Annotated in this window: 26 protein-coding genes; 17 read left to right on the top strand and 9 right to left on the bottom strand. The window is 46.3% G+C overall.

Going from position 1 to position 21,942, the window contains the following annotated elements; all coding sequences use genetic code 11:
- Positions 1-199: 199 nt before the first annotated feature.
- The 3 genes from OEU88_RS03930 to OEU88_RS03920 all read left to right on the top strand — a co-directional run bounded on the left by OEU88_RS03930 (position 200) and on the right by OEU88_RS03920 (position 3,703).
- Positions 200-1,273: a DUF547 domain-containing protein gene (locus OEU88_RS03930; protein WP_262693802.1), complete on the top strand. Its 1,074-nt coding sequence runs from the start codon at positions 200-202 to the stop codon at positions 1,271-1,273.
- Between the two features lie 285 nt (positions 1,274-1,558).
- The gene (locus tag OEU88_RS03925; protein ID WP_262693801.1) at positions 1,559-2,629 is read left to right on the top strand and encodes a DUF547 domain-containing protein; all 1,071 of its coding nucleotides are present in this window, start codon (positions 1,559-1,561) and stop codon (positions 2,627-2,629) included.
- Positions 2,630-2,758: 129 nt separating this feature from the next.
- Positions 2,759-3,703: a DUF547 domain-containing protein gene (locus tag OEU88_RS03920; RefSeq protein WP_262693799.1), complete on the top strand. Its 945-nt coding sequence runs from the start codon at positions 2,759-2,761 to the stop codon at positions 3,701-3,703.
- 158 nt (positions 3,704-3,861) lie between these two features.
- Here OEU88_RS03920 and OEU88_RS03915 read toward each other — a convergent pair whose 3' ends face one another.
- The 3 genes from OEU88_RS03915 to OEU88_RS03905 form a co-directional block, all read right to left on the bottom strand.
- On the bottom strand, positions 3,862-4,716 hold the full coding sequence (locus OEU88_RS03915; protein WP_262693798.1) for a peroxiredoxin-like family protein: 855 nt from the start codon (positions 4,714-4,716) through the stop codon (positions 3,862-3,864).
- 93 nt (positions 4,717-4,809) lie between these two features.
- Positions 4,810-5,808 carry a biotin synthase BioB gene (bioB, locus tag OEU88_RS03910; protein WP_317279124.1) on the bottom strand — a complete coding sequence of 333 codons (999 nt, stop codon included), beginning with the start codon at positions 5,806-5,808 and terminating at the stop codon, positions 4,810-4,812.
- 203 nt (positions 5,809-6,011) lie between these two features.
- The gene (locus OEU88_RS03905) at positions 6,012-6,146 is read right to left on the bottom strand and encodes a hypothetical protein (RefSeq protein WP_262693797.1); all 135 of its coding nucleotides are present in this window, start codon (positions 6,144-6,146) and stop codon (positions 6,012-6,014) included.
- Here OEU88_RS03905 and OEU88_RS03900 point away from each other — a divergent pair.
- Both OEU88_RS03900 and OEU88_RS03895 read left to right on the top strand, forming a co-directional pair.
- Positions 6,134-6,358 carry a hypothetical protein gene (locus tag OEU88_RS03900; RefSeq protein ID WP_262693796.1) on the top strand — a complete coding sequence of 75 codons (225 nt, stop codon included), beginning with the start codon at positions 6,134-6,136 and terminating at the stop codon, positions 6,356-6,358. The genes OEU88_RS03905 and OEU88_RS03900 overlap by 13 nt on opposite strands.
- A 244-nt stretch (positions 6,359-6,602) precedes the next feature.
- Positions 6,603-6,842, top strand: coding sequence for a sulfurtransferase TusA family protein (locus tag OEU88_RS03895; RefSeq protein WP_262693795.1), 240 nt, complete (start codon positions 6,603-6,605; stop codon positions 6,840-6,842).
- Between the two features lie 48 nt (positions 6,843-6,890).
- Here the strand turns inward: OEU88_RS03895 and OEU88_RS03890 are convergent, their stop codons facing one another.
- The 3 genes from OEU88_RS03890 to OEU88_RS03880 form a co-directional block, all read right to left on the bottom strand.
- Positions 6,891-7,646 (bottom strand): TIGR02186 family protein, encoded by a 756-nt coding sequence (locus OEU88_RS03890; RefSeq protein WP_262693794.1) that lies wholly within the window; start codon positions 7,644-7,646, stop codon positions 6,891-6,893.
- Positions 7,646-8,584, bottom strand: a complete 939-nt coding sequence (locus OEU88_RS03885; RefSeq protein ID WP_394805208.1) for a sulfite exporter TauE/SafE family protein — start codon at positions 8,582-8,584, stop codon at positions 7,646-7,648. The genes OEU88_RS03890 and OEU88_RS03885 overlap by 1 nt, the downstream gene beginning before the upstream one ends.
- A 126-nt stretch (positions 8,585-8,710) precedes the next feature.
- Positions 8,711-9,079 (bottom strand): DUF962 domain-containing protein, encoded by a 369-nt coding sequence (locus OEU88_RS03880; RefSeq protein WP_262693792.1) that lies wholly within the window; start codon positions 9,077-9,079, stop codon positions 8,711-8,713.
- A gap of 232 nt (positions 9,080-9,311) precedes the next feature.
- Between OEU88_RS03880 and OEU88_RS03875 the strand changes: the two genes are divergently transcribed.
- The 4 genes from OEU88_RS03875 to OEU88_RS03860 are packed head-to-tail and all read left to right on the top strand — an operon-like array spanning position 9,312 to position 15,086.
- Positions 9,312-9,785, top strand: a complete 474-nt coding sequence (locus OEU88_RS03875; protein ID WP_262693791.1) for a MerR family transcriptional regulator — start codon at positions 9,312-9,314, stop codon at positions 9,783-9,785.
- A 31-nt stretch (positions 9,786-9,816) separates the two neighbouring features.
- Positions 9,817-11,613, top strand: a complete 1,797-nt coding sequence (locus tag OEU88_RS03870; protein WP_262693790.1) for an acyl-CoA dehydrogenase C-terminal domain-containing protein — start codon at positions 9,817-9,819, stop codon at positions 11,611-11,613.
- A gap of 26 nt (positions 11,614-11,639) precedes the next feature.
- Complete coding sequence (locus OEU88_RS03865) at positions 11,640-12,845, top strand: acetyl-CoA C-acetyltransferase (RefSeq protein ID WP_262693789.1); 1,206 nt, start codon at positions 11,640-11,642, stop codon at positions 12,843-12,845.
- Between the two features lie 24 nt (positions 12,846-12,869).
- On the top strand, positions 12,870-15,086 hold the full coding sequence (locus tag OEU88_RS03860) for a 3-hydroxyacyl-CoA dehydrogenase NAD-binding domain-containing protein (protein WP_262693788.1): 2,217 nt from the start codon (positions 12,870-12,872) through the stop codon (positions 15,084-15,086).
- 80 nt (positions 15,087-15,166) lie between these two features.
- On the opposite strand, the gene OEU88_RS03855 is transcribed toward OEU88_RS03860, so the two are convergent.
- The 3 genes from OEU88_RS03855 to OEU88_RS03845 are packed head-to-tail and all read right to left on the bottom strand — an operon-like array spanning position 15,167 to position 16,512.
- A complete protein-coding gene (locus tag OEU88_RS03855; RefSeq protein WP_262693787.1) occupies positions 15,167-15,352 on the bottom strand; it encodes a hypothetical protein in 186 nt (61 codons plus the stop codon).
- Between the two features lie 12 nt (positions 15,353-15,364).
- Positions 15,365-16,159 (bottom strand): hypothetical protein, encoded by a 795-nt coding sequence (locus OEU88_RS03850; protein WP_262693786.1) that lies wholly within the window; start codon positions 16,157-16,159, stop codon positions 15,365-15,367.
- The gene (locus OEU88_RS03845; RefSeq protein WP_262693785.1) at positions 16,138-16,512 is read right to left on the bottom strand and encodes a hypothetical protein; all 375 of its coding nucleotides are present in this window, start codon (positions 16,510-16,512) and stop codon (positions 16,138-16,140) included. Before OEU88_RS03845 ends, OEU88_RS03850 begins: the two co-directional genes overlap by 22 nt.
- A gap of 293 nt (positions 16,513-16,805) precedes the next feature.
- Here OEU88_RS03845 and OEU88_RS03840 point away from each other — a divergent pair, with 293 nt between their 5' ends.
- From OEU88_RS03840 to OEU88_RS03805, 8 genes are all read left to right on the top strand, one after another.
- Positions 16,806-17,225 carry a hypothetical protein gene (locus OEU88_RS03840; protein WP_262693784.1) on the top strand — a complete coding sequence of 140 codons (420 nt, stop codon included), beginning with the start codon at positions 16,806-16,808 and terminating at the stop codon, positions 17,223-17,225.
- Between the two features lie 2 nt (positions 17,226-17,227).
- Complete coding sequence (locus tag OEU88_RS03835; protein ID WP_262693783.1) at positions 17,228-17,461, top strand: helix-turn-helix transcriptional regulator; 234 nt, start codon at positions 17,228-17,230, stop codon at positions 17,459-17,461.
- Between the two features lie 28 nt (positions 17,462-17,489).
- Positions 17,490-18,152, top strand: a complete 663-nt coding sequence (locus tag OEU88_RS03830; protein ID WP_262693782.1) for a DUF2461 domain-containing protein — start codon at positions 17,490-17,492, stop codon at positions 18,150-18,152.
- A gap of 24 nt (positions 18,153-18,176) precedes the next feature.
- A complete protein-coding gene (locus tag OEU88_RS03825) occupies positions 18,177-18,791 on the top strand; it encodes a carboxymuconolactone decarboxylase family protein (RefSeq protein WP_262693781.1) in 615 nt (204 codons plus the stop codon).
- Positions 18,792-18,818: 27 nt separating this feature from the next.
- A complete protein-coding gene (locus OEU88_RS03820) occupies positions 18,819-19,454 on the top strand; it encodes a B3/B4 domain-containing protein (protein ID WP_262693780.1) in 636 nt (211 codons plus the stop codon).
- Positions 19,455-19,556: 102 nt separating this feature from the next.
- Entirely contained in the window at positions 19,557-20,384 is an 828-nt protein-coding gene (locus OEU88_RS03815; protein ID WP_262693779.1) for a crotonase/enoyl-CoA hydratase family protein, read from the top strand.
- Positions 20,385-21,284: an NINE protein gene (locus OEU88_RS03810; RefSeq protein WP_262693778.1), complete on the top strand. Its 900-nt coding sequence runs from the start codon at positions 20,385-20,387 to the stop codon at positions 21,282-21,284.
- Entirely contained in the window at positions 21,274-21,918 is a 645-nt protein-coding gene (locus OEU88_RS03805; RefSeq protein WP_262693777.1) for a phosphoribosylanthranilate isomerase, read from the top strand. The genes OEU88_RS03810 and OEU88_RS03805 overlap by 11 nt, the downstream gene beginning before the upstream one ends.
- Positions 21,919-21,942 lie beyond the last annotated feature (24 nt).

Below are 21,942 nucleotides of genomic sequence, written 5' to 3'. Positions count from 1 at the left end.
GTGCAGTCACTAAACAATAGTTTATAACCCCCACAAAATTCTGTTAAGGAGCACACTGTGCTGCAATAGCAACATTAGCAATTACAGCTTTTATATATCATAACGGCATTGGCACACGGGCTATTTAAAACGACTTAATTGTGTCATGCTACCGGCTAATGCAGCGTACTTATGCGTTAGTTAAGTTTGTTTGGGTCAAATGTTTAAGAAAATAAGTATAATCCTGATCTGCATATGCGCACTTCCTGCTGCCGCCACTGCTGTTGATTTACCAACTGAGCATAGTACTAATTCCAGATTTAGGCTGAATTACAGCGATCTGGATACAGTTCTTAAGGGTTCAGTACTCAATATGGGCCCTTCAACACACAATCGCGCGCGTGCCAGCCGCAATTCGACAGGTACCAAGATAAATCTGGCAAACCCTCTACCATCCAGGCTTGAGGGAAACCGTGTGATGTTTCACCTGTTAAAACCAGATCAAATTGCATTTTTAAGTGAAATGCGCACTGACCTGCTGAATGTTCCTCAAAAAGTGCCGATTGAGGAGCTCTCAAAAAACGGTCAACTGGCTTATTGGCTAAACCTACATAATGCCATTGTACTGGCTGAGATTGCCCAGCTTTATCCTATTACCAACATTGAGCCCCTTTTTGATCAAAGCGATGCCAATGCTTTTTACAAGCAACGGCGTTATGATTTTGATGGACAGAAGATTTCACTTGAAGATATCCAAAATCATGTTGTTGAAAACTGGAACGACCCTTTGGTGATTTATGGTTTTTATATGGGAGCCATTGGCACACCAAACATCATAAACACAGCTTTCACTGCCGCTGAAGTGATGAGCCAACTCAAGAGAAACGCGATAGACTTTGTTAACAGTGTTCGCGGCACGGAAATATGGCGCCGAAACGAACTACGCGTATCAACATATTATACCAGGATGGGAAAAGCGTTTCCTAATTTCGAAACCGATTTGTTGACTCATGTTCGTGCACACGCAAAACAATCTTTTCTACTGCGCTTATCCGAGATCGAAGAAATAAAACCACAAATAGAAAATTGGTATATTGCTGATATCTATAATGGCAACCTAAACCGCCCAGCTGGTTCATACCCGGTAACATCTTTAAACAATCTTGGACTGGTTACCACGTCTGACTTACCAGACCATGTTATCGAGCTTTTAAGTTACCGAAAAGAAAAACTGGCCCGGCAACAGCGCAATGAAGAAGTTGCCGTTGAGGAACTGGAAGACGGTAACAATTAATGCTTTCAGCGAACGGCTTCTAACTTGTTAGCGCGTCATAATTAGGCTTGCAAAAACACAACCCATTCCCATATCTTAAATCAGTAACTTTATTGTCGATACTGCGATCCATCGCATATTCAAGGCGACTAATCGCGTATTGATTGATGTTACTTTGGTTTAAACCATTAATTGCTTACTCATAGGTGAGTAAAAAATGATCTACTCCAAACATAAAACAGTAAAAATATAAAACATAACAACAACAATAAAAAATAAACGACAGAGAGAAAACAGGAGCGCACCGTGCTAAGAAAAATTAGCGTAATATTCGTATGCCTTGGCTTAACATCCACAGCAATGGCAGCAGATCTTCCCACTGAGTTTGATCCAAATTCAAAATACAGGCTTGACTATAGCGACCTTAACGCAGTGCTAAAGGGTTCCGTTCTGGATATGGGGCCATCAACACATAAGCGTGCCAAGAAAAGCCGCAAAAGCACTGGTTCCAAGATGAGAACCGGTAATCCATTGCCATCACGTCTCGAAGGCAACCGGATCATGTTCCATCAATATGAACCGCAACAGGTCAATTTCCTCAAAGGCATGCGTGACGATCTGCTAGCCATTCCTTCGCAAATATCACTTGCAAGGCTAACTAAGGATGCACAGTTAGCTTATTGGCTAAACCTCCATAATTCTATTGTGCTTGCAAAGATCGCTGAAGAATACCCAATCACTGATATTGAGCCATTTTTCAACCCCGACGATGCAGACGCATTCTATAAGCAAGCACAATTTGACTTGAACGGACAAATGATCTCACTTGAAGACATTCAAAATCATGTCGTAGAAAACTGGGATGATCCGTTAGTTATTTATGGCTTTTTCATGGGTGCCATTGGCACGCCTAATGTGCGCAACGAAGCCTATACAGCCAACACTGTGTATGCACAGCTGGAAGACAATGCGAAAAACTTTGTAAACAGCGTACGTGGCACTCAGGTCTGGAGAAAGAAAGAACTCCGCGTTGCAACATACTATGAGCGCATGGGCAAGCAATTTCCTGATTTTGAAAACAGCGTAATGTCGCATGTACGCAAATATGCAAAACCAGAATTCCTCAATAAAATGTCAGGCGTTGACCGTGTTTCTGCACAAATAGAAGATTGGCATATCGCTGATCTTTATAATGGTCGCCTTAGCAAATCTGGCGGTACATTTGCCGGCAACACCAGTGATGCGCTCGGTATCCAGATTATCTCTGGCCTGCCTGATCACGTTGTAGAATTATTGCGCTACCGCGACGAGAAAAACGCAACGATCCGACGCGAAGAGAACGTGGTAGTTGAAGAGGTTGACACAAGCGATAATTAAGTTCTGTTAAGAACCGTATTTTTAAAAGCCCTGCCAGTATTGGTGGGGCTTTTCTATATTGAATTCATCTTTCGTTCATACTGGCGGCTTTATTACACCTCTATTACCTTATTGGGGAAAGGGAAAATAATGCGGCAGTTACGGACAATAATTATACTGATAACCGCCACTCTAACCACCTCTGCCCTAGCATTGCCATACGGCGACACCTCACATTCTAAATATGTTATCGACTACACCGACCTGAGCATGATTTTAAAAGGATCGGTTCTGGATATGGGACCGTCTACCCACAAACCACCCATAAATCGGATTTCACGTGCCACAGGCAGCCGCATATTGGTGGGCAATACATCTATAACTAACCAAGAAGGTAATCGCGTGTTGATGCACGGATTCAGAGAGCCTGAACTAACTTATTTAAGGAAAATAAGAGATGACTTACTTGCTGTTCCATCTACTTTGCCTTTAGAAAGTCTCTCGCGAAATGAACAATTGGCCTATTGGCTGAATCTTCACAATGTAATTGTTCTCACAAAAATTTCTGAAGAATATCCAGTCACTTACCTTAATTCCTTTTTTGATGTTGATGTTGATGATACCAAGTCTTTTATAAATCAAAAACAATTCATGTTTAATGACAAACTCATTTCGGTCACGGATGTACAGCAACATGTACTGACATATTGGAAAGACCCCGTTGTCATTTACGGATTTTATATGGGAGCGATTGGTACACCAAATATTCGTACTACAGCATACACAGGGACCAATGTTTATAACCATCTGCAAGATAACGCTACCGATTTTGTTAATAGCCTGAGGGGAACTCAAGTATGGAAAAGCTCAGAGTTAAGAATATCTAAATATTACGAACGAATGAGTATCGTATTTCCCAATTTTGAAGCTAACGTCAAAACGCATATAGAAAAATATGCAAAAGAAAACTTACAACGCAGAATGGCTAACACATATTCAATTTCAGTGGATATTGAGGATTGGCATATTGCAGACCTATATAATGGTAGGCCCTTTCAGTCAGCCTGGCGCGCGCTATGCTGGCATTACAACTGACGCAACAGGAAACGCAATAAGAAGAGGCGTTTCCGCCCATGCCCAAGAGCTTCTTAGAGCACGTCAAAGAAAATTATTTCGTCTTTATCGTCAACGTGGCGGCAATGTAGAAATCGAAGAGCTACCAAAACAAGATGAAGAAGAAAAACCAGAATAACCTAATTAGCCGAGATCAAGCCCTTTTCACGCATTATAGCCATATAGGTTTCTGGCTCAGGGCGCACCCGGTAATTATCCGTTTCATGTACCCAATGAACAATCCCGTCACTACCGGTGATGATAACAGTAGGTAAAACAGTATGGCTGCTGTATCCAAGCACCTGCATACCAAACGGTGTACCGTATTTGTTTTCCAAACCAAGCGTTCTGGCGGCATTATTATCTTTGTCCTGATAAAACTCCATTGCGGCATCAAACTTTGTTGCAATGGATTTTGTATGGCGCTGGGACTGCGGAGAGATCAACAACACACGTACACCTTTTTGTTTTAGATCATTATACCGAGCTGCAATTTCTTTTACCTGCGCCACACACAGCGGGCACCAATTGCCACGATAAAATATCAAGATCGACGGCGAGCCTTGCAAAGCTTCGCTATTCAGTATGTCCCCGTTGGGTGAAACCAGTTCAAAAGGGGGCATACGCTTCCCAACTGTTAAGTTGGACGCACTACGGTCCAGCCGCGCATACCAATAGTCATAGAAATAATAGAGAGCCGTCATCAACACCGCAATGCTCAGTGGCTCAAGGCTGCCGCCATCAATATAATGATGATATGCTGTCAACGCTGAACCGAGCCAAGCCCCCACTGCAACAACACGCAATCGGTCGCTTGTGCGCGCTTTGTTGTTCAGCACCATCATTGCACCTATCATCAAGCTGATCGGTGCACTGGTAAGCAACAAACCTATTGCAGGCACAATTTGCTGGCCTGCAATCAACTGCATTACCGCATAAACAGTAACAACAACTGCAGCTGTCAGATATGCAACGACATAAACTGATTTCAACATGATAGAGCACCTCCAGTTTTCACATTCAGTAAAACCTACTGAAGGCTAAAAGTTAGCGCCAATCACTTTATTAAAACAAATCTGTTGTTGACTTTAAACGGCGGTAAGCCCCAGTTTTTTGAATAGCTTTAAATCTTCATTATTTTCAGGGTTTGGTGTGGTGAGCAGCTGTTCGCCGTAAAAGATGCTGCTGGCTCCTGCCATGAAACATAACGCTTGCAGTTCTTCGCTCATGGACTGCCTGCCTGCAGACAGCCGCACTTCGGCTTTTGGCATCATGATACGCGCAACAGCGATTGTGCGAACAAACTCAAAAGGATCTAATGCTTCAACATTCTCAAGTGGTGTACCAGGCACTGCCACAAGCATATTAATCGGCACACTTTCTGGGTGGGCCGGCAAGTTAGCAAGCGTTTTTAACATACCCGCACGGTCTGTACGCTCTTCGCCCATACCCACAATGCCGCCGGAGCAAACATTAATGCCCGCGCCGCGCACACGCGCCAAAGTATCAAGCCGGTCCTGGTACGTACGCGTTGAAATTATCTTGCTGTAATACTCTTCGGACGTATCAACATTGTGGTTGTAGTAATCAAGACCTGCATCCTTAAGCATTGCAGTCTGATGATCGCTTAACATGCCAAGGGTCATGCATGTTTCCATGCCAAGTTCTTTAACACCTTCAACCATTGCAACCAGTTGGTCCATATCGCGGTCTTTTGGGCTGGTCCAGCCCGCACCCATACAATACCGCGAAGCACCACCCTCTTTCGCTTTGCGTGCCGCTGTTACCACACGCTCAACTTCCATCAATTTCGTGGCACTCAGACCGGTACCTTCTTTGTGAGAAGAGGCCTGCGCACAATATGCGCAGTCTTCTGCACATCCGCCGGTTTTAATTGAGATCAACTGCGATAATTGTACCTTGTTAGGGTCATGGTATATGCGGTGAATACGCTGGGCATCAAAAACAAGGTCCATCAATGGCATATCGAAAAGAGCAAGAATTTCGTCCTGCTGCCAATTATGCCGTGTCTGGATTTCACTGGTAATAGGCTGTTGAGCAGCCTTAGGTGAAGAAATGACGTTCATCTGATGCCCCAATTTTAGTCATAGTGATCAAGTTGCCGAACAGTTGCGGCTTACACTTAATTAAGTCAAGCAATTTTGGGTAAAATACACGCGAGCCACCCCGTGGTTATAATCACATTTCACCATCACACCTGACATCTAGGGGCAAGGTTTACCTGCTCGGCAAATCCAACTCGGCAACGGATAACATTAAAAGCAGAATTTCATACATCAAACACGACATAAACGGCAATAAACCGCCATTTTTCAAAAGCTTCAAACATTGGCACAAGGGTTGCAAATTTATGATCACGTAGCAACACACCCATAATATTGGAGTAGCGCCATGCAACAGCCATTACCTTTTGACCCTAACTATTACTTTAGTCTCGTTGCCGATAATTTGCTCAAGAACTTTGGTGATAAAGCCATTGGCTATGCTGATCATGCACTCAATAAAATGAAAGCCATTGGTGACGATGAAGGCTTTAACATTTGGGTGGAAATCCACGCCCAACTTACAAACAAGTCTGCCATAGGCACACTACCCGCAGGCGCGACAATGCACTAGGATACTTATTCGACATTCGCGAACGGGGTAGCTCTCAGCACCCATACCCAACTATCTCGTTCGTGACCGGAAAATACCCAATTCCGGTCTTGGGCTTGTTCTTACCCGGAGCAAGCCCAAATTTTATGCCTAATCATCATAATAACTGCAATTGAACCTGTGTTGTTAACCAGCTATTGAGAACTACAAATTATGTTGTCAATAACGAACGATTATCAAAACATGATCGCACTTGCAGGCAAAGATGACTGAAGACAAAGCAAAAACACTTAATGTAACTGGCCTTTTATGCCCTATGCCCGTGCTTCGCACACGGCGAGCGCTTGATAGCATGAAGGCGGGTGAAAAGCTTACCATTACAGCATCAGACCCTGCATCAATTCATGATATGCCTGCCTTCTGCAAAATGGCTGGGCACAAATTACTGATGGCACACGAGACAAAAGGCGTCATTATCTTTGAAGTTGAAAAAGGCAGCGTTTAAAAAGTTATATTGAAACTATACAGATTAATTTTATCTGTTTAAACCGCGCTACTTTTTACCTAAAACCCCAGCTAACCAACCGGCAGACAAAGCAACCAGCACAGCAGTGATACCGTACCAGAAGGGGTAGTCGTGCGCATAGTCATAGGCGGCACGTTCAAAGCCTTCTTTATCCACATTCAACATAATACGGTTGCGTGCTTTAATTGTGCCTTTTTGAAAAATGAATGTCTCAACAATGAAGTCACCAACCGGCACATTGGCTGGCAATCGAATATCTGTTTTAAACAATCCCTCGCCTACATGGGTTACATCGTCCTGTTCTTGCCGGTAAAGACCTTGCGCCGATTGTAGCCGAAACAGTGCTTTGCGAAACCCGGCTTTCGGCTCAGCAAGTCCGCGCTCAGTATGTGCCAGTAACGGTAGATAATCGAACCCGATCCCATAGCTCTCAAACACAGGTTTGGTTGCTATCTCACTTAAAGGGCGCGAGGCTGCCACGGCATAATACCCAGGTGCGGACGGGAACAATAATTCCTGATTGTTGATCCAGATAAGCCCGACCTTTTCTTTCTGCCGCACCACAGTAGCCGCTTCAGGGCCGCGCACTACAATAACAACATCAAAATCATCCCGGGTTGGGTCCACTGCAGATGATCCAATCGCGCCAAACAGGATGAGGTCTGCGCCGTTAAAACTATACCGAATTTCAATACGTTTATTGGACAGGTCGGTAACCAATGCGTAAGCCGGCGCAAGGTTCGCACCAAACACGATCAACAACATCATGCAAAGAGCACGCATCAGTGACCTCCTACCGCTACAGCATCAGTAACACTGTATAGTTCTACTGGCTCAAGCACCAAACCCAACGCCATCTTGACACACACTACAAGAACCAGCGCGGCAAGCAACGCGCGCAACTGTTCTGCTTTGAGTTTCAAGCCCATGCCAGCACCAAATTGTGCACCAATAACGGCACCAAACAAAAGCAATACCGCCAAGAAAATATCAACTGTTTGCGTATTCACCGAATGGAAAATAGTTGTTAGCGCGGTCACGAAAATAATCTGGAAAAGAGATGTACCAATCACCACATTGGTTGGCATACCCAGCAAATAAATCATGGCAGGCACCATAATAAACCCACCACCAACACCCATGATCGCTGATAACACGCCAACGAACATACCAATTGAAAGAGGTAAAAGAACTGAAATATACAGACGTGACTTGCGAAAGCGCATTTTAAGCGGCAACGCATGAATCCAGGCCTTATGTCGTTCCTCACGTGAGCGCGGCACAGGCACAATACCCTTATACTGGCGTATCATAGCGCGCACACTTTCCCAGAACATCAACCCGCCAACAGAACCAAGGAACAAAACATAAGCCAGCGAAATCATGAGGTCCACTTGGCCCAGCGCACGCAAATAGGTAAACAACTGCGCACCGAAAAATGAACCAACAGCACCGCCGATGATCAGCACAACACCCATCTTCACATCGACACCCTGCCGGCGCCAATGCGCTAAAACACCGGACACGGAAGCGGCTGTAATCTCGTTAGACTCGGTTGCCACAGCCACGGCTGGCGGCACACCAATAAAAATAAGTAGCGGTGTCATCAGAAAACCACCACCAACACCAAACATGCCTGAAAGAAAGCCTACAACCGCACCCATCCCGATGACCAAAAATATGTTCATCGATAGCTCAGCAATAGGAAGGTATAACGGCATCTGCTACATTCGGTCCTGATTAGGCGGGACAACAGAGCATTGCGCTCTTGTTAATACTCTTTCCCTATAGAAACTCAGACAAAATTGCAATCTCAGCTGGATTAAAATTCCAAAAAACAATGCAATTTATAGTGACATATCCGCCGCTTTACTATTTCGGCGACCATGTTGATCTAATGCATCAGCCATTGCAGGGCCAAGACGCCCGGTTATCCATAACCCATACATCTTCAAGTCACCCAGAAATGACCACCAGGCATAATCAAATGTGGCCGGACGGTTTTTTTCAAACCCGAAGTGGCCAATCCACGCGAATCCATATCCCACAACGGGATACAGCAACAACACCCATAAATTCATTGTGTATAAGGCATACACGATCAAAAGCGTGGATAAAGTCGTACCAATGTAATGGAGGCTTCTGCATATCGGATCAGCATGCTCCGCAAGATAATACGGGAAAAATTCACTGAAATTCTCAAATTTTGGTGCCACTGGCTTCTCCCTCCCGAAAAAATCATATGCGATTCGCAGTATTTCCACTGCAGCTAGCACAGATCATAATAAACAAGTCATGCGCTAAAGCGTGGAATATAGCCGATATCATATTGATTATAGGGCGAAACCGCGGCCTGCACAAAAAGAATATCCTTTCCACTTGACGTTAACGTAAACGTAACTATGTAATGTGGTACATTAAATTGGATAATATGAGAAGCAAATAGCCTTGGCCAGCAAAGCACGCAATCAAAATTCAGTGGATGATCGAATACAGAAACACTATTCGATTCAGGAACTATCGGCCGCTTATAGCGTTACACCGCGAACCTTGCGCCACTATGAGGAGCAAGGCCTGCTTTCCCCGCAACGTGATGGGCAGTTACGTATTTATCATGAAGCAGACCGCGTACGTCTTGACTGGATACTACGTGGTCGCCGTGTTGGTTTTTCTTTATCCGAAATTGGCGAAATGCTGAGCCTTTATGATCTTGACGATGGGCGCAAAACGCAGCGCGTCGTCACGATACAACACTGTGAAAATCGTATTAAAGCGCTAGAAGCTCAGCGCGACGATATCAATGCCACTATCAAGGAACTGAAGGGTTTTCGCACTCTGCTTTCAAGCCTTGAACATGATGATCAAACCGGCAAATGGGTTCATGCCAAAACCGGCGAACCAGTTGCCAGCTACACCCCATAGTTTTTAACACCTGATAAAAAAGGTTTACCCCATGCCTACATACAGTGCCCCCGTAAAAGAAATGAATTTCATCCTGAACGACGTTCTTAATGTCAGTCAGTATGCTGGTGAAATGCCCGGTTATGATGAGGCGTCACCCGACCTTATTGCCGCTATCCTTGAAGAAGGGGCAAAATTTTGTGAAAACGAATTGGCACCGCTTAACCTTTCAGGAGACCACGAGGGTTGCACACGCCATGAAGATGGATCGGTTACAACACCAAAAGGCTTTAAAGAGGCTTACAATCAGTTTGCTGCAGGTGGCTGGTGCGGCTTGACAGATCCTGTCGAGTTTGGCGGCCAAGGTTTACCGCATGTCATCGGTATGGCGCTTGAGGAAATGATATCATCTTCCAACATGGCATTTGGTATGTACCCAGGCCTATCAGGCGGCGCTAAAGCCGCTATTAATATTGACGGCACCAACGAACAGAAAGCGACCTATTTACCGAAAATGGTAACCGGTGAATGGACAGGCACAATGAACCTGACTGAGTCGCACTGCGGCACCGACCTTGGCTTGCTGCGCACGAAGGCAGAACCAAACGACGATGGCAGTTTTGCTATCACAGGTCAGAAAATATTCATCTCTGCTGGTGAGCACGACATGGCAGAAAATATTATCCACCTTGTGCTTGCACGCACGCCAGGCGGCCCTGAGGGTGTTAAAGGTATCTCGCTTTATATCGTGCCTAAATACATCGTGAACGAGGATGGCAGCCTCGGTGATCGCAACGGTGTTGTTTGTGGCTCGATCGAAGAAAAAATGGGCATCCACGGCAACTCAACCTGTGTCTTGAACTATGATAACGCGACAGGTTACTTACTCGGCGACGAGAACCAAGGCTTGCGGACCATGTTCATTATGATGAACGCTGCACGTATCGGCGTTGGCATTCAAGGCCTTGCACTATCAGAAGTGTCCTATCAAAACGCAGTGACATACGCGAATGATCGCCTACAAATGCGCTCTATCGCCGGTCCGAAAAACCCGGACGGTCCTGCAGACCCAATCATCGTTCACCCTGATGTACGCCGCATGCTCCTGAACAGCCGCTCGTTTAACGAATCTGCACGCTCGATCGCTCTTTGGTGCGCATTGCTTGTTGATATGTCGCACAAGGCACCAGACGAGAAGCAGCGCGAATGGGCAGATGACATGGTTGGGTTGATGACCCCTGTTCTCAAAGGTGTGTTCACTGATCGCGGCTATGAAAACGCCAGCAACAACCAACAGGTATATGGTGGCCATGGCTATATTTCTGAATGGGGTATGGAACAATTTGTCCGCGATGCACGCATCACCCAAATTTATGAAGGCACCAACGGCATTCAGGCACTGGACCTTGTTGGCCGTAAGCTTGGTGCAAATGGTGGCCGCGCCATCCAGCGTTTCTTCAAATATGTGGCAACAGAAATTGAAGACGCCAAAGGTAACGAAAAAGTTGCTGACTTCGTTTCAGCTGTTGAAAGTGCGAATGCTGACCTGCAGCGCGCAGCTATGTGGCTTATGCAAAATGCAATGACTAAACCTGATAATGCAGGCGCTGGCTCAACAGCATTTATGCACCTGTTTGGTCATGTCGTATTGGGCTTGATGTGGATGAAGATTGCAAAAATCTCGGCTGATAAGCTGGACAGCGGCACAGACGATCCTACCTTCTTCGAGAATAAACTCATTGTTGGGCGTTATTACATCAATCGCCGCATGCCGGAAATTAAGTTCCTGCTCGCAGAACTTGAAGCAGGCGCAGAAGATGTAATGGCGCTTGATGCCGCTAACTTTTAAGTAACGCGTAACCTTAGGAACATAAAATGACCGAAGCTTATATTTACGATGCAGTGAGAACCCCGCGTGGGCGTGGGCGCAAAGATGGCTCACTACACGAAATCACACCTGTTCAGTTAGCGACACAGCAGCTGGAAGCCATTCGCGATCGCAATGACATCGACACATCACTCATTGAAGATGTTGTTCTTGGTTGCGTTGCACCTGTTGGCGAACAGGGCTCCGATATAGCACGCGTTGCTGCTCTTAATGCAGGGTATGCCGAAACAACAGCTGGTTTTCAAGTCAACCGCTTCTGTGCAAGCGGGCTTGAAGCTGCAAATATTGCAGCGGCTAAAGTTATGAGCGGCGAAGCAGACGCCGCCATTGGCGGCGGTGTGGAAAGCATGTCACGTGTCCCGATGGGTTCAGACGGCGGTGCATGGCCGATGGACCCTGATGTTGCATTCCGCACATATTTTGTACCCCAGGGCATATCTGCGGATCTAATCGCAACAAAATACGGCCATAGCCGTGATGACGTTGATGCTTACGCTGTAGAGAGCCAGAAGCGTGCTAAAGCTGCGTGGGACGACAAGCGCTTTGATGGTTCTATTGTGCCAGTTAGAGACGTTGTTGGCATGAACGTACTGGACCACGATGAGTTCATGCGCCCTGAAACGACAATGCAATCGCTTGGTGCGCTAAAGCCATCATTTGTGGATATGGGTGCATTTGGCTTTGATAATGTTGCCATGCAAAAATATCCAGAGATTGAGAAAATCAAACATGTCCACCACGCTGGAAACAGTTCAGGCATCGTTGACGGCGCTGCTGCTGTATTGATCGGCAACAAGGAAATTGGTGAAAAGCTTGGCTTAAAACCGCGTGCACGTATTCGCTCTATGGCCTCGGTTGGGTCTGAGCCAACCATTATGCTGACAGGCCCAAGTTTTGCTGCTGAAAAAGCACTGAAGCGCGCTGGCATGAGCAAATCAGACATCGACGTTTGGGAACTAAATGAAGCGTTTGCTTCTGTTGTGCTGCGCTTCATGGAAGCGCTGGATATCGACCATTCAGACATTAATGTAAACGGCGGCGCAATTGCGATGGGCCACCCACTGGGTGCCACTGGTGCGATGATCCTTGGTACCGTGCTTGATGAACTGGAACGCTCCGGTAAATCAACAGCACTTGCAACACTTTGTATTGGTGCCGGTATGGGCACTGCAACCATTATTGAGCGCGTATAGCCGCACCTGTTCTGGAGTAATAAAATGACTGATACAATTCGTTACGAAGTAGACAGCGACGGCATTGCATTGCTGACGATTGATTTGCCAAATGCAAGCATGAACGTGTTTAACGCTCAGCTGATTAATGATCTTGATACCTGTGTTGACAAGGTACTGGCGGATGATGCCGTCAAAGGTGCAGTTATCACATCTGGTAAATCAACTTTTCTTGCTGGTGCGGACCTGAACATGCTCGGTGATCAAGCCGGCAGCGACACCACACCACAAGCTGCATTTGAGGCTGCATTTGGCCTAAACAAGCTTTTCCGCAAAATGGAAACTGGTGATAAAGACCGCAAAGTATTGGCAAAAGAAGGCACAAAACCTTTTGCCGTTGCTGTAAACGGCCTTGCGCTTGGTGGTGGTTTTGAGCTTGTTCTGGCTTGTCATTACCGTGTTGTAGCAGACGATCCACGCATGCAGCTTGGCTTCCCCGAAGTGCAGGTTGGTTTGCTGCCAGGTGGTGGCGGCACACAGCGCCTGCCACGCCTAACTGGCATCCAGGCTGCAGCGCAAGCCATCACAACAGGCAAGCCTTATAATGCGCAGATTGCACTTGGCCTTGGCATCGCAAGTGAACTTGCGCCAGCAAGTGACGTTGTTGAAAAAGCCAAAGCATGGGTTAAAAAATCACCAAGTGCGATTGCTCCTTGGGACAAAAAAGGCTTCAAGTACCCAGGTGGCGCTGGTGCAATGCACCCTGGCAGTGTTCAAACATTTGTCGGTGCCAACGCGATGGCACAGAAGCAAACACAGCATAACTACCCAGCCGTTCAGGCGATCCTATCATGCCTGTTTGAGGGCGGCGTGGTTGATTTCGATACAGCCATCCGTATCGAGAGCAAATACTTCATGAAGTTGCTGGCTGACCCGGTTGCTGGCAACATGATCCGCAGTTTATTTATTAACAAGCAAGCCGTTGAAAAAGGCTCACTTCGCCCTGACGGGTTTGAGCGCAAAAAAGTAAAGCGCCTTGGTATGCTGGGTGCTGGCCTTATGGGAGCTGGCGTTGCCTACGTTTCAGCCAAAGCCGGCATGGACGTTGTACTGCTGGACCGCGACGAAGCCTCTGCCGAGAAAGGCAAAGACTATTCTCGCAACCTTGTTAAAAAAGGTATGGAGCGTGGTAAGGTGACACAGGAAAAAGGCGACGCATTGCTTGAGCGCATTATCACCACTAGTGATTATGCTGACTTGAAAGACTGTGACCTGATCATTGAGGCCGTGTTTGAAGCAGACGAGATCAAAAAAGACGTTACGGAAAAGACAGAAGCTGTGATTGGCAAAGACGTTGTTTTTGCAAGCAACACGTCAACACTCCCAATCACTGGTTTGGCGAAAAACTTCACGCGCCCTCACCAGTTTATCGGTATCCACTTCTTCTCACCTGTCGACAAAATGCCACTTGTTGAAATCATTATGGGTGAGAAAACTGATGACGGGACACTGGCGCTCGCACTTGATTATGTGAACCAAATCAAGAAAACACCGATTGTGGTGAACGATAGCCGCGGTTTCTACACTAGCCGTTGCTTCGGTACATATGTGCAAGAAGGTTACGCAATGGTACAGGAAGGTGTGAACCCTGCCCTCATTGAAAATGCTGGCAAAATGGCTGGCATGCCTGTTGGCCCACTTGCCGTTGGTGATGAGGTTGCGCTTGATCTTTCCTACAAGGTCGGCATGGCAACAAGGAAAGCGATGGGCGATAAGTATGTGTCATCACCTGCCGATGGCTTTGTTGAGAAAATGGTTGTTGATCTGGAGCGTTTTGGCCGCAAAAACGGCAAGGGCAACTATGTTTACCCTGAAGACGGTGGACGCAAATATCTGTGGCCGGGGCTCGGCGAACACTTCCCTGTTGCTGCAGACCAGCCAAGCGTTGATGAAGTGAAGTCACGCTTCATGGTACGCCAAGCGGTTGAGGCCGCGCGTTGCTTTGAAGAAGGTGTGCTAATCGATGCATCATCTGGTGATATCGGTGCGATCTTCGGTTGGGGCTTTGCGCCGTTCACAGGCGGACCGTTCAGCTTCATTGACACCATGGGCGTTGCAGAGTTTGTGCGCGAAGCTGACCGCTTGGCTCAAGCCTACGGACCGCGTTTTACACCACCGCAAATGCTGCGTGATATGGCCGAGAAGGGCGAAAGTTTTTACGCTAAAGGCGACACCCGCGGACGCATCGCCAAAGCTGCATAACTTGCATAGCCATAGATAACAATTATAGGCAGACCGACAGTATATTCGGGCTGCCTATATTTTAATTGAAAAGATTTGTTTTATATATCTTCTAAACCGACAACGACCCAAATCTTCTGATTAATATTCCCGGAAAAACCGTACTCTGCATAGTCAAATACTTCGCCGCCAGACAGGCTTGTATGTATTGATGCATCATCACCCATTGAATTTCTCTTCCGAATTGCTCTTTGCTCGTCTTTGAATATATTTATTGAAACTCTCATAATAATTCACTCCTATTTATTTGGGATTAAAGCGTCAAAACAAGGTTTTCTATTTTTATCCAACCCATCTAAAAAGTTCTTAACAGTGTCTTGAGGGTAGCCACTCAAAATACTATCCGTGCATCCAGCGCCCATAGTGCTCGCTAATGCTGCCCTCAAAGCGGGGTCTACACTTACTGAGGGATCATTGCCCATCATTACCAGCGCGACATCTTTACCACTGGCATATTCACTCAGTGCTTGTGTACGAAGTTTGGTCCTCTCAATAGCCGCTTTGTCTTTTGAGGCAGCTATAGCTGCGTCCGCCTTTGCCTTTGTATCACCACCAGCGCTAACAACATTAGCTCCACCCGAAATAGCAAGCTGTTGTGCCGCTACTCCAGTCGCAAAATATTGGGCAATGGCCACTGTACCTTGCAAATTCCCTGATGCGTCAACTGACGCTCCTTTTTTGCTTCCAAACGATGCCAACGTTGAATAACTATCTTTGCTCTTTCCGTCATGAGTACCGACGAACTTGCATGCTTTCGCGTTAGCTGCATCACAAGGCGCTAAATCTCCCCCTCCAGAAGCAGGACCTGTATTGGCGAGCACGGGCACAAATGCCACTTCCTGTCTACTGTGACCTACCTGGATCCCTGGCAACTGCTTCTCATCAGCACCAATTTTTAAGCCTGAAGTCGTATTAGTTGCAAAAATTAAGGTGTTTGAATGTTTGAGGACTTGAGAACAAGCACCCATCCCTATGGCCATCAGGCTAACACCAGCCACTTTCGCGGCTCGTTTTATTGAAATGACGTGAGACATATATTTTCTCCCTTTAAATCACGCAACACAGCTGCCGCGTGTTCTGCTTCTGCCACCGAGCGAACAATCACGACCATGCCGCACGTTGCTTCTAACGGCGCACCTTTTGCCGCTCCTTCTTTCAGCGGCACTAAGACCGTTTCATTTTCTCGCCAACCCACACTCAGCCCATTTTCAAGGGCAATGCCCGCAGACTGAATTTTGACCGCTTCAATATCCCGCTCAATCTTTGGGACAACGACCTCAACAAATCCAAAATAACGGTATGACTTACCGTCACGTTCTGTTGCACGAATACTTGTGCACGCACTCAGCAGCGTTATCGAAATCAATACCAAAACGAGTCGCATCACTCATGCCGCCTTTATTACCGGATACGTCTAAATCACATGAAACTTGATACAGACCTGTAGTGGGAATGGCTGTGACGGTGATCACGGCGGCTCAAATTTACCCCGCTTTTCAAACAGGACTGAGCTGCGACCCTTGTAAAATCAGGTTTCTACAAGAATGCTATGTAGATAATTATTGACATAAAGTCCGCTATTATTTACATAACTGAAATGTCAAAAATAATACACATAATGAAAAATATATTTGACTCTAAAGACCCGAGTCACGACAGCAAAACACAAAGAGAATTACTATGACTTACCTGGAACGCACATATCTTGCCGCACTTATCGTCACCATCGCTGTTTATGCGTGGTACTTCACAAGTGTATTTACCAACCTGCCAACAGACATGAATTCAACAAATGAATTCGGGACGAAACTATGGACCATGATGGGCGCTTATGTCGTGTTGGTGATCATTATATCTATACTGGCTAATATTCTACAAAAAGAACCAGCAGAAGAGTTTGACGAACGAGACGATATCATCGACATGAAAGCTGAGCGTATCGCAAGTTACGTACAAGCTGTTGCGGTTTTTGGTATTCTGGTTTTGGTTATGTTTGACTTCAGTAAATTTATTCTTGCTCATGCACTGCTTGCTACAATGGTTTTATCCACCATTATAAGTGTCTCTGTCAGGCTTTATCTTTACAAGCGCGGTGTGTAACCATGGTCAAACCAACAGCAATTACCAACAATATTCGCAAGCTTCGTTTTATGGCGGATGAAATGTCACAAGCTGAGCTTGCGAAACGTATTGGCCTGACACGCCAAACCGTTATTGCCATTGAGCAAGGGCGATATTCTCCAAGCCTGGAGGCCGCGTTTCTTATCGCAAAAGCGCTTGGTGTTTCACTGGAAGACGTGTTTCAATACAATGTTACTGACAAGGAACCGACATAACATTGTAAACTGATAGGGCAGCAGGGTAATGAACAACACAAGCAGTACTTGGTGTTTTCCTGAAGAAACAGTGAAATTTCTGAAAAACCTGCACGCAAACAACAACCGAGAATGGTTTACAGAATATAAATCAGCCTATGAAACATCCGTAAAAAAACCTGCTGAATTTTTTGCTGCCATCATGGCGGCAAAGCTTCAAAGCCTGACAGGTCACACATATAGCTCAAAAGTATTCCGCGTATACCGTGATGTACGCTTTTCCAAAGACAAAACCCCATACAATACACATGTCCACATCGGGTTTACGCCAGAAGGTCTGGATACGCCGGGTTGGTATTTTGGTCTTGATACAGAAAAATTATCGGTTGGCGTTGGCACATTTGCATTTGAAGGTGACAAGCTTGAAACGTATCGCCAGCGCATAGTGGGTGAAGACGGCAACGCACTAGCCGTCACTCTCAAGAAGATAGAAAAAAACTCAGGTTTCCGCATCATGGAGCCGGAATTGAAACGTGTGCCACGCCAATTTGATCCTGACCATGTGCATGCTGCATTGCTTCGCCGCAAAGGTTTAACTGTTTGGTATGATTTTCCTGACCTCAACACCGCCACACGCGGTGATCTAATATCTGCCTGCAACGAAAAATATACGATTTTAAAACCCGTTTTTGATTGGCTAATTGACCTGTAAAGCACCTTTCAGGAGGAAATATCCATGTCATGGATTACAACGCTGAACTACGATAATGCCAAAGGCAAACTGAAGGCTATTTATGAGCGGGTGAAAGGGCCTGATAATAATATTGACAACATTTTAATGGCGCACAGTCTCCGTCCGCACACTCTTGAAGGACACATGACACTATACAAATATGTGCTGCATCATCCGGGCAATAAACTGCCCAAATGGTTACTTGAAGCTATCGGCGTTTATGTAAGCCTGCTCAATGAGTGCACTTATTGTGTTGATCATCATTACGCCGGTTTAGCGCGCTTGTTAAACGACAACATAATTGCAAAAGATATTCGCACAGCCCTCGATGCGCGCACTCCTTCAGCCGCAAAAGAGCACCTGTCACAGCGTGATATCGTTGCGCTTGAATATGCAGCGCAATTAACAACCGCTCCTGCCGGTCTTAACGAGTCTGATATTGAAGATATGAGAGCGGCTGGTTTATCAGATGGTGAAATTCTCGAGGTTAACCAAGTCACTGCCTATTTCGCTTATGCAAACAGAACAGTGCTGGGGCTTGGCGTTACAACAAATGGTGATATCATCGGCCTGTCGCCAAATGATAACACTGACCCTGACAATTGGGGGCACCAATAAACCACGATTAAATCTGATGAGGTGGGCATGCAGTTTGATATCAGTCCAGAATTCAAAACCCTTGGTTTTCCGCTTCATCTTGGTGTTTTAGATTATAAAACTGCTGTTGGTCCTACAACCGATACCCTGCAAAACACCATAACAGAAGCGACAGATCTCCGCCAACAGGAGCTGCTGGGTGAAGCTGCATCTTCAGATCCGGTCATCGCAGCCGTACGTGCCGCCTTCAAAGCCATCGGGAAAGACCCGAGCCGTTACAGGCCATCCTCCGAAGCGTTGACACGGCGTATTGTTGCAGGCAAAGGGCTATATCTTGTCAACAATGTTGTTGATTGCGGCAATCTGGTATCGCTGATGACCGGCTTACCTGTTGGGTGTTATGATGCAGCCTGGATAAAAGGCAGCTTAAAACTGCGCATAGGCACACCGGGCGAAACATATGACGGGATTGGACGTGGTAGCATCAATCTGGAAGGTCTGGCTGTTCTCTCTGATGAAGACGGGCCATTTGGATCGCCGTTTTCAGACAGTGCGCGCACAGCAGTTACCGACAAAACAAAAGACATAATTTTTGTGATATACGGTTTTAATGTCGATGTTGCTCACGTGGAAGCTGCCGCGGAAATTGCGGATGCTCTTATTACAAAATACTGCAGCGCATAGCTTGATTAGTTCATAAATACCCATGCTATAGCCCGATAAATTGGTTTTGTTTGAATACTGAACAATATTACAGTCAAAACCAATGTATTCAGGAGCCTACGCATGCAGTTCGAAACATTAGAAGTCACCCAAAACGACCACATTGCAACCATATCGCTCAACAGGCCAAAGCAGCTTAATGCCATGAACCGTGCAATGTTCCGCGAAATTGGTGAAGCATTTCGTTGGTTGGATACTCAAACAAATGTACGCGCAATTATTTTGTCCGCAAACGGCAAGCATTTCACCGCAGGATTAGATCTTAAAGAAAGCGGTAGCGCGATTGACCCTTCAGGTGGTGACCCTGCTCGCGTGCGCGAGCAGCTCAGGCGACATATCCTGCATCTGCAGGCGTGCTTCACCGCAGCAGAAGAATGCCGCGCTCCCGTAATCGCAGCTATTCACGGCGCATGCCTTGGCGGCGGTATCGACCTCATTTCTGCATGTGATATCCGCGTGTGTTCTAGCGATACGTGGTTTTCTATACAGGAAATCAATGTCGCTATAGTTGCTGATGTTGGTACCTTGCAGCGTGCCCCTTACCTGTTGCCAAACGGAATACTGCGTGAGCTCGCTTATACAGGGCGCAAGTTCATGGCTGACGAGGCCAGCAAATATGGTTTCGTTAATCATGTAACAGATAGCCGCGAAGCTGCTTTGCTGAAAGCACAAGAGATCGCTAATGAAATAGCCAGTAAAAGTCCTCTTGCGGTCAGCGGTACAAAAGCGATACTTAATCATTCACGGGACCACAGTATCAAGGATGGCCTTGATTATGTGGCAACATGGAATAGTGGTCAGCTAATAAGCGAAGACCTGATGAAAGCGGCAACGGCAGCCTTAACACGCGAAACCGTTACCTTTTCTAATTTGCTGGAAAGCGAAGACTAGATGTTCGAAACGGCGATTGAGTGGTTAAAAGAATATGGTGACGTGCTGGGGGGTATTGGCTCCATTACAGCACTCACAATGCTACTTATCACCAATGGTCGCGTGATTATGCATAGGCTAACAGGTAAGACGTTTATACGTGAAAGCGATAACAGTCTAGGCAAGCCAGATTATGGCGGCAAAACAGCGATTGCCGTGATGCCATATAAAACGTTGGGTGATGTTGATCATCATTTTGGTGATGGATTGATAAGCGACTTAATTGCTGACATCAAAGGCGCCGGATTCGCAGTTGCCGCGCCTGAAACGCAAACAGGCACTTCATCAACTGAAATTGAAGCTTCAAAAGTTACCAAAAAACTTGGCACTAAATACGCTCTTACAACCAATCTGCGCCAGCAAGAAGACACCCGCCGGGTGAGTGCACAGCTGATAGATACAAATGGTGCGATTGTTTGGTCGCAGCGTTTTGATGCAAGCGGAGCAAATCTCATAGAGGTTCAAGAGGGTGTCGCTGCAAAAATAGCAACAGCTATAAGTGAAGAAATTTTAGCAGAAAACATACCCACTGTTGCTGTTTTGCCGTCCGTGGAATTATCACTCCAAACACAAGCTGGTGCGGATGTGGGCTTTATAGAAGATAATGAAGTGTCACCCAAAAGCCGTTTCATTGCTTTCATGCTTTGCTTCTTTGTCGTAGGCCTTTTTGGTGCTCACCGCTTTTATGTTGGCCGCCCATTTACGGGCATGCTTTACATTCTAACGGCTGGCCTTTTTACATTCGGTTGGTTCTTCGACCTTATCCTGATTTCCTTAGGCATGTTCGCAGATGGCAAAGGCCGCACGCTGAAACTATTCCATCCGCAACGCACAATTAAGCAGTCAGTTCATGTCAATTGAAGTTAAAATATGCGGCCTGACAACCGCTGAAACAGCACATGCGGCTGCAGGTGCTGGCGCATCATATCTGGGTTTCATGTTTTTCGAGCCCTCACCGCGCCACCTCACATTCGGTGCTGCGCGCCGGCTAAATCCCGACCTGCCAGACGGACCGGAACGCATTGGCGTTTTTGTTAACGCAAACGATCGCTTTATCGCAGAAGCGATCGACGCGATTGACCTTACCTGGTTGCAGCTGCATGGCAGCGAGACACCAGAAGAGGTCGCGCGCCTAAAAGATAAACACAGTCTACCCGTTATTAAGGCTGTTGGCGTCAGCGAACCAGCTGACATTGAGCAAGCATCCGCCTACTATGATATAGCAGATGCAATGCTATTTGATGCAAAACCTCCCAAAGGTGCAGCCCTGCCAGGGGGCAATGCTGTTTCATTTCCATGGCACATTATGCAGGAAGCCAGCTTACCTGAAAAATGGCTGCTTGCTGGTGGCTTGACACCCGACAATATTGCCGAGGCTGTCAAATTGTCACAGGCTTCAATCCTTGACGTTTCTTCAGGCGTAGAAAGTGAACCTGGAATTAAATCAATTCCTGCAATTGAGGCCTTTCTTCGCGCGGCAAAAGCCGTTAGTTAGGTGTCCGGTTTTTAGAGAATAACC

This window comes from Kordiimonas aquimaris, assembly GCF_025574485.1.
GTDB lineage: Bacteria > Pseudomonadota > Alphaproteobacteria > Sphingomonadales > Kordiimonadaceae > Kordiimonas > Kordiimonas aquimaris.
Note: the sequence above shows the minus strand (reverse complement) of the source record. Positions and strands in the feature narration are given on the sequence as shown.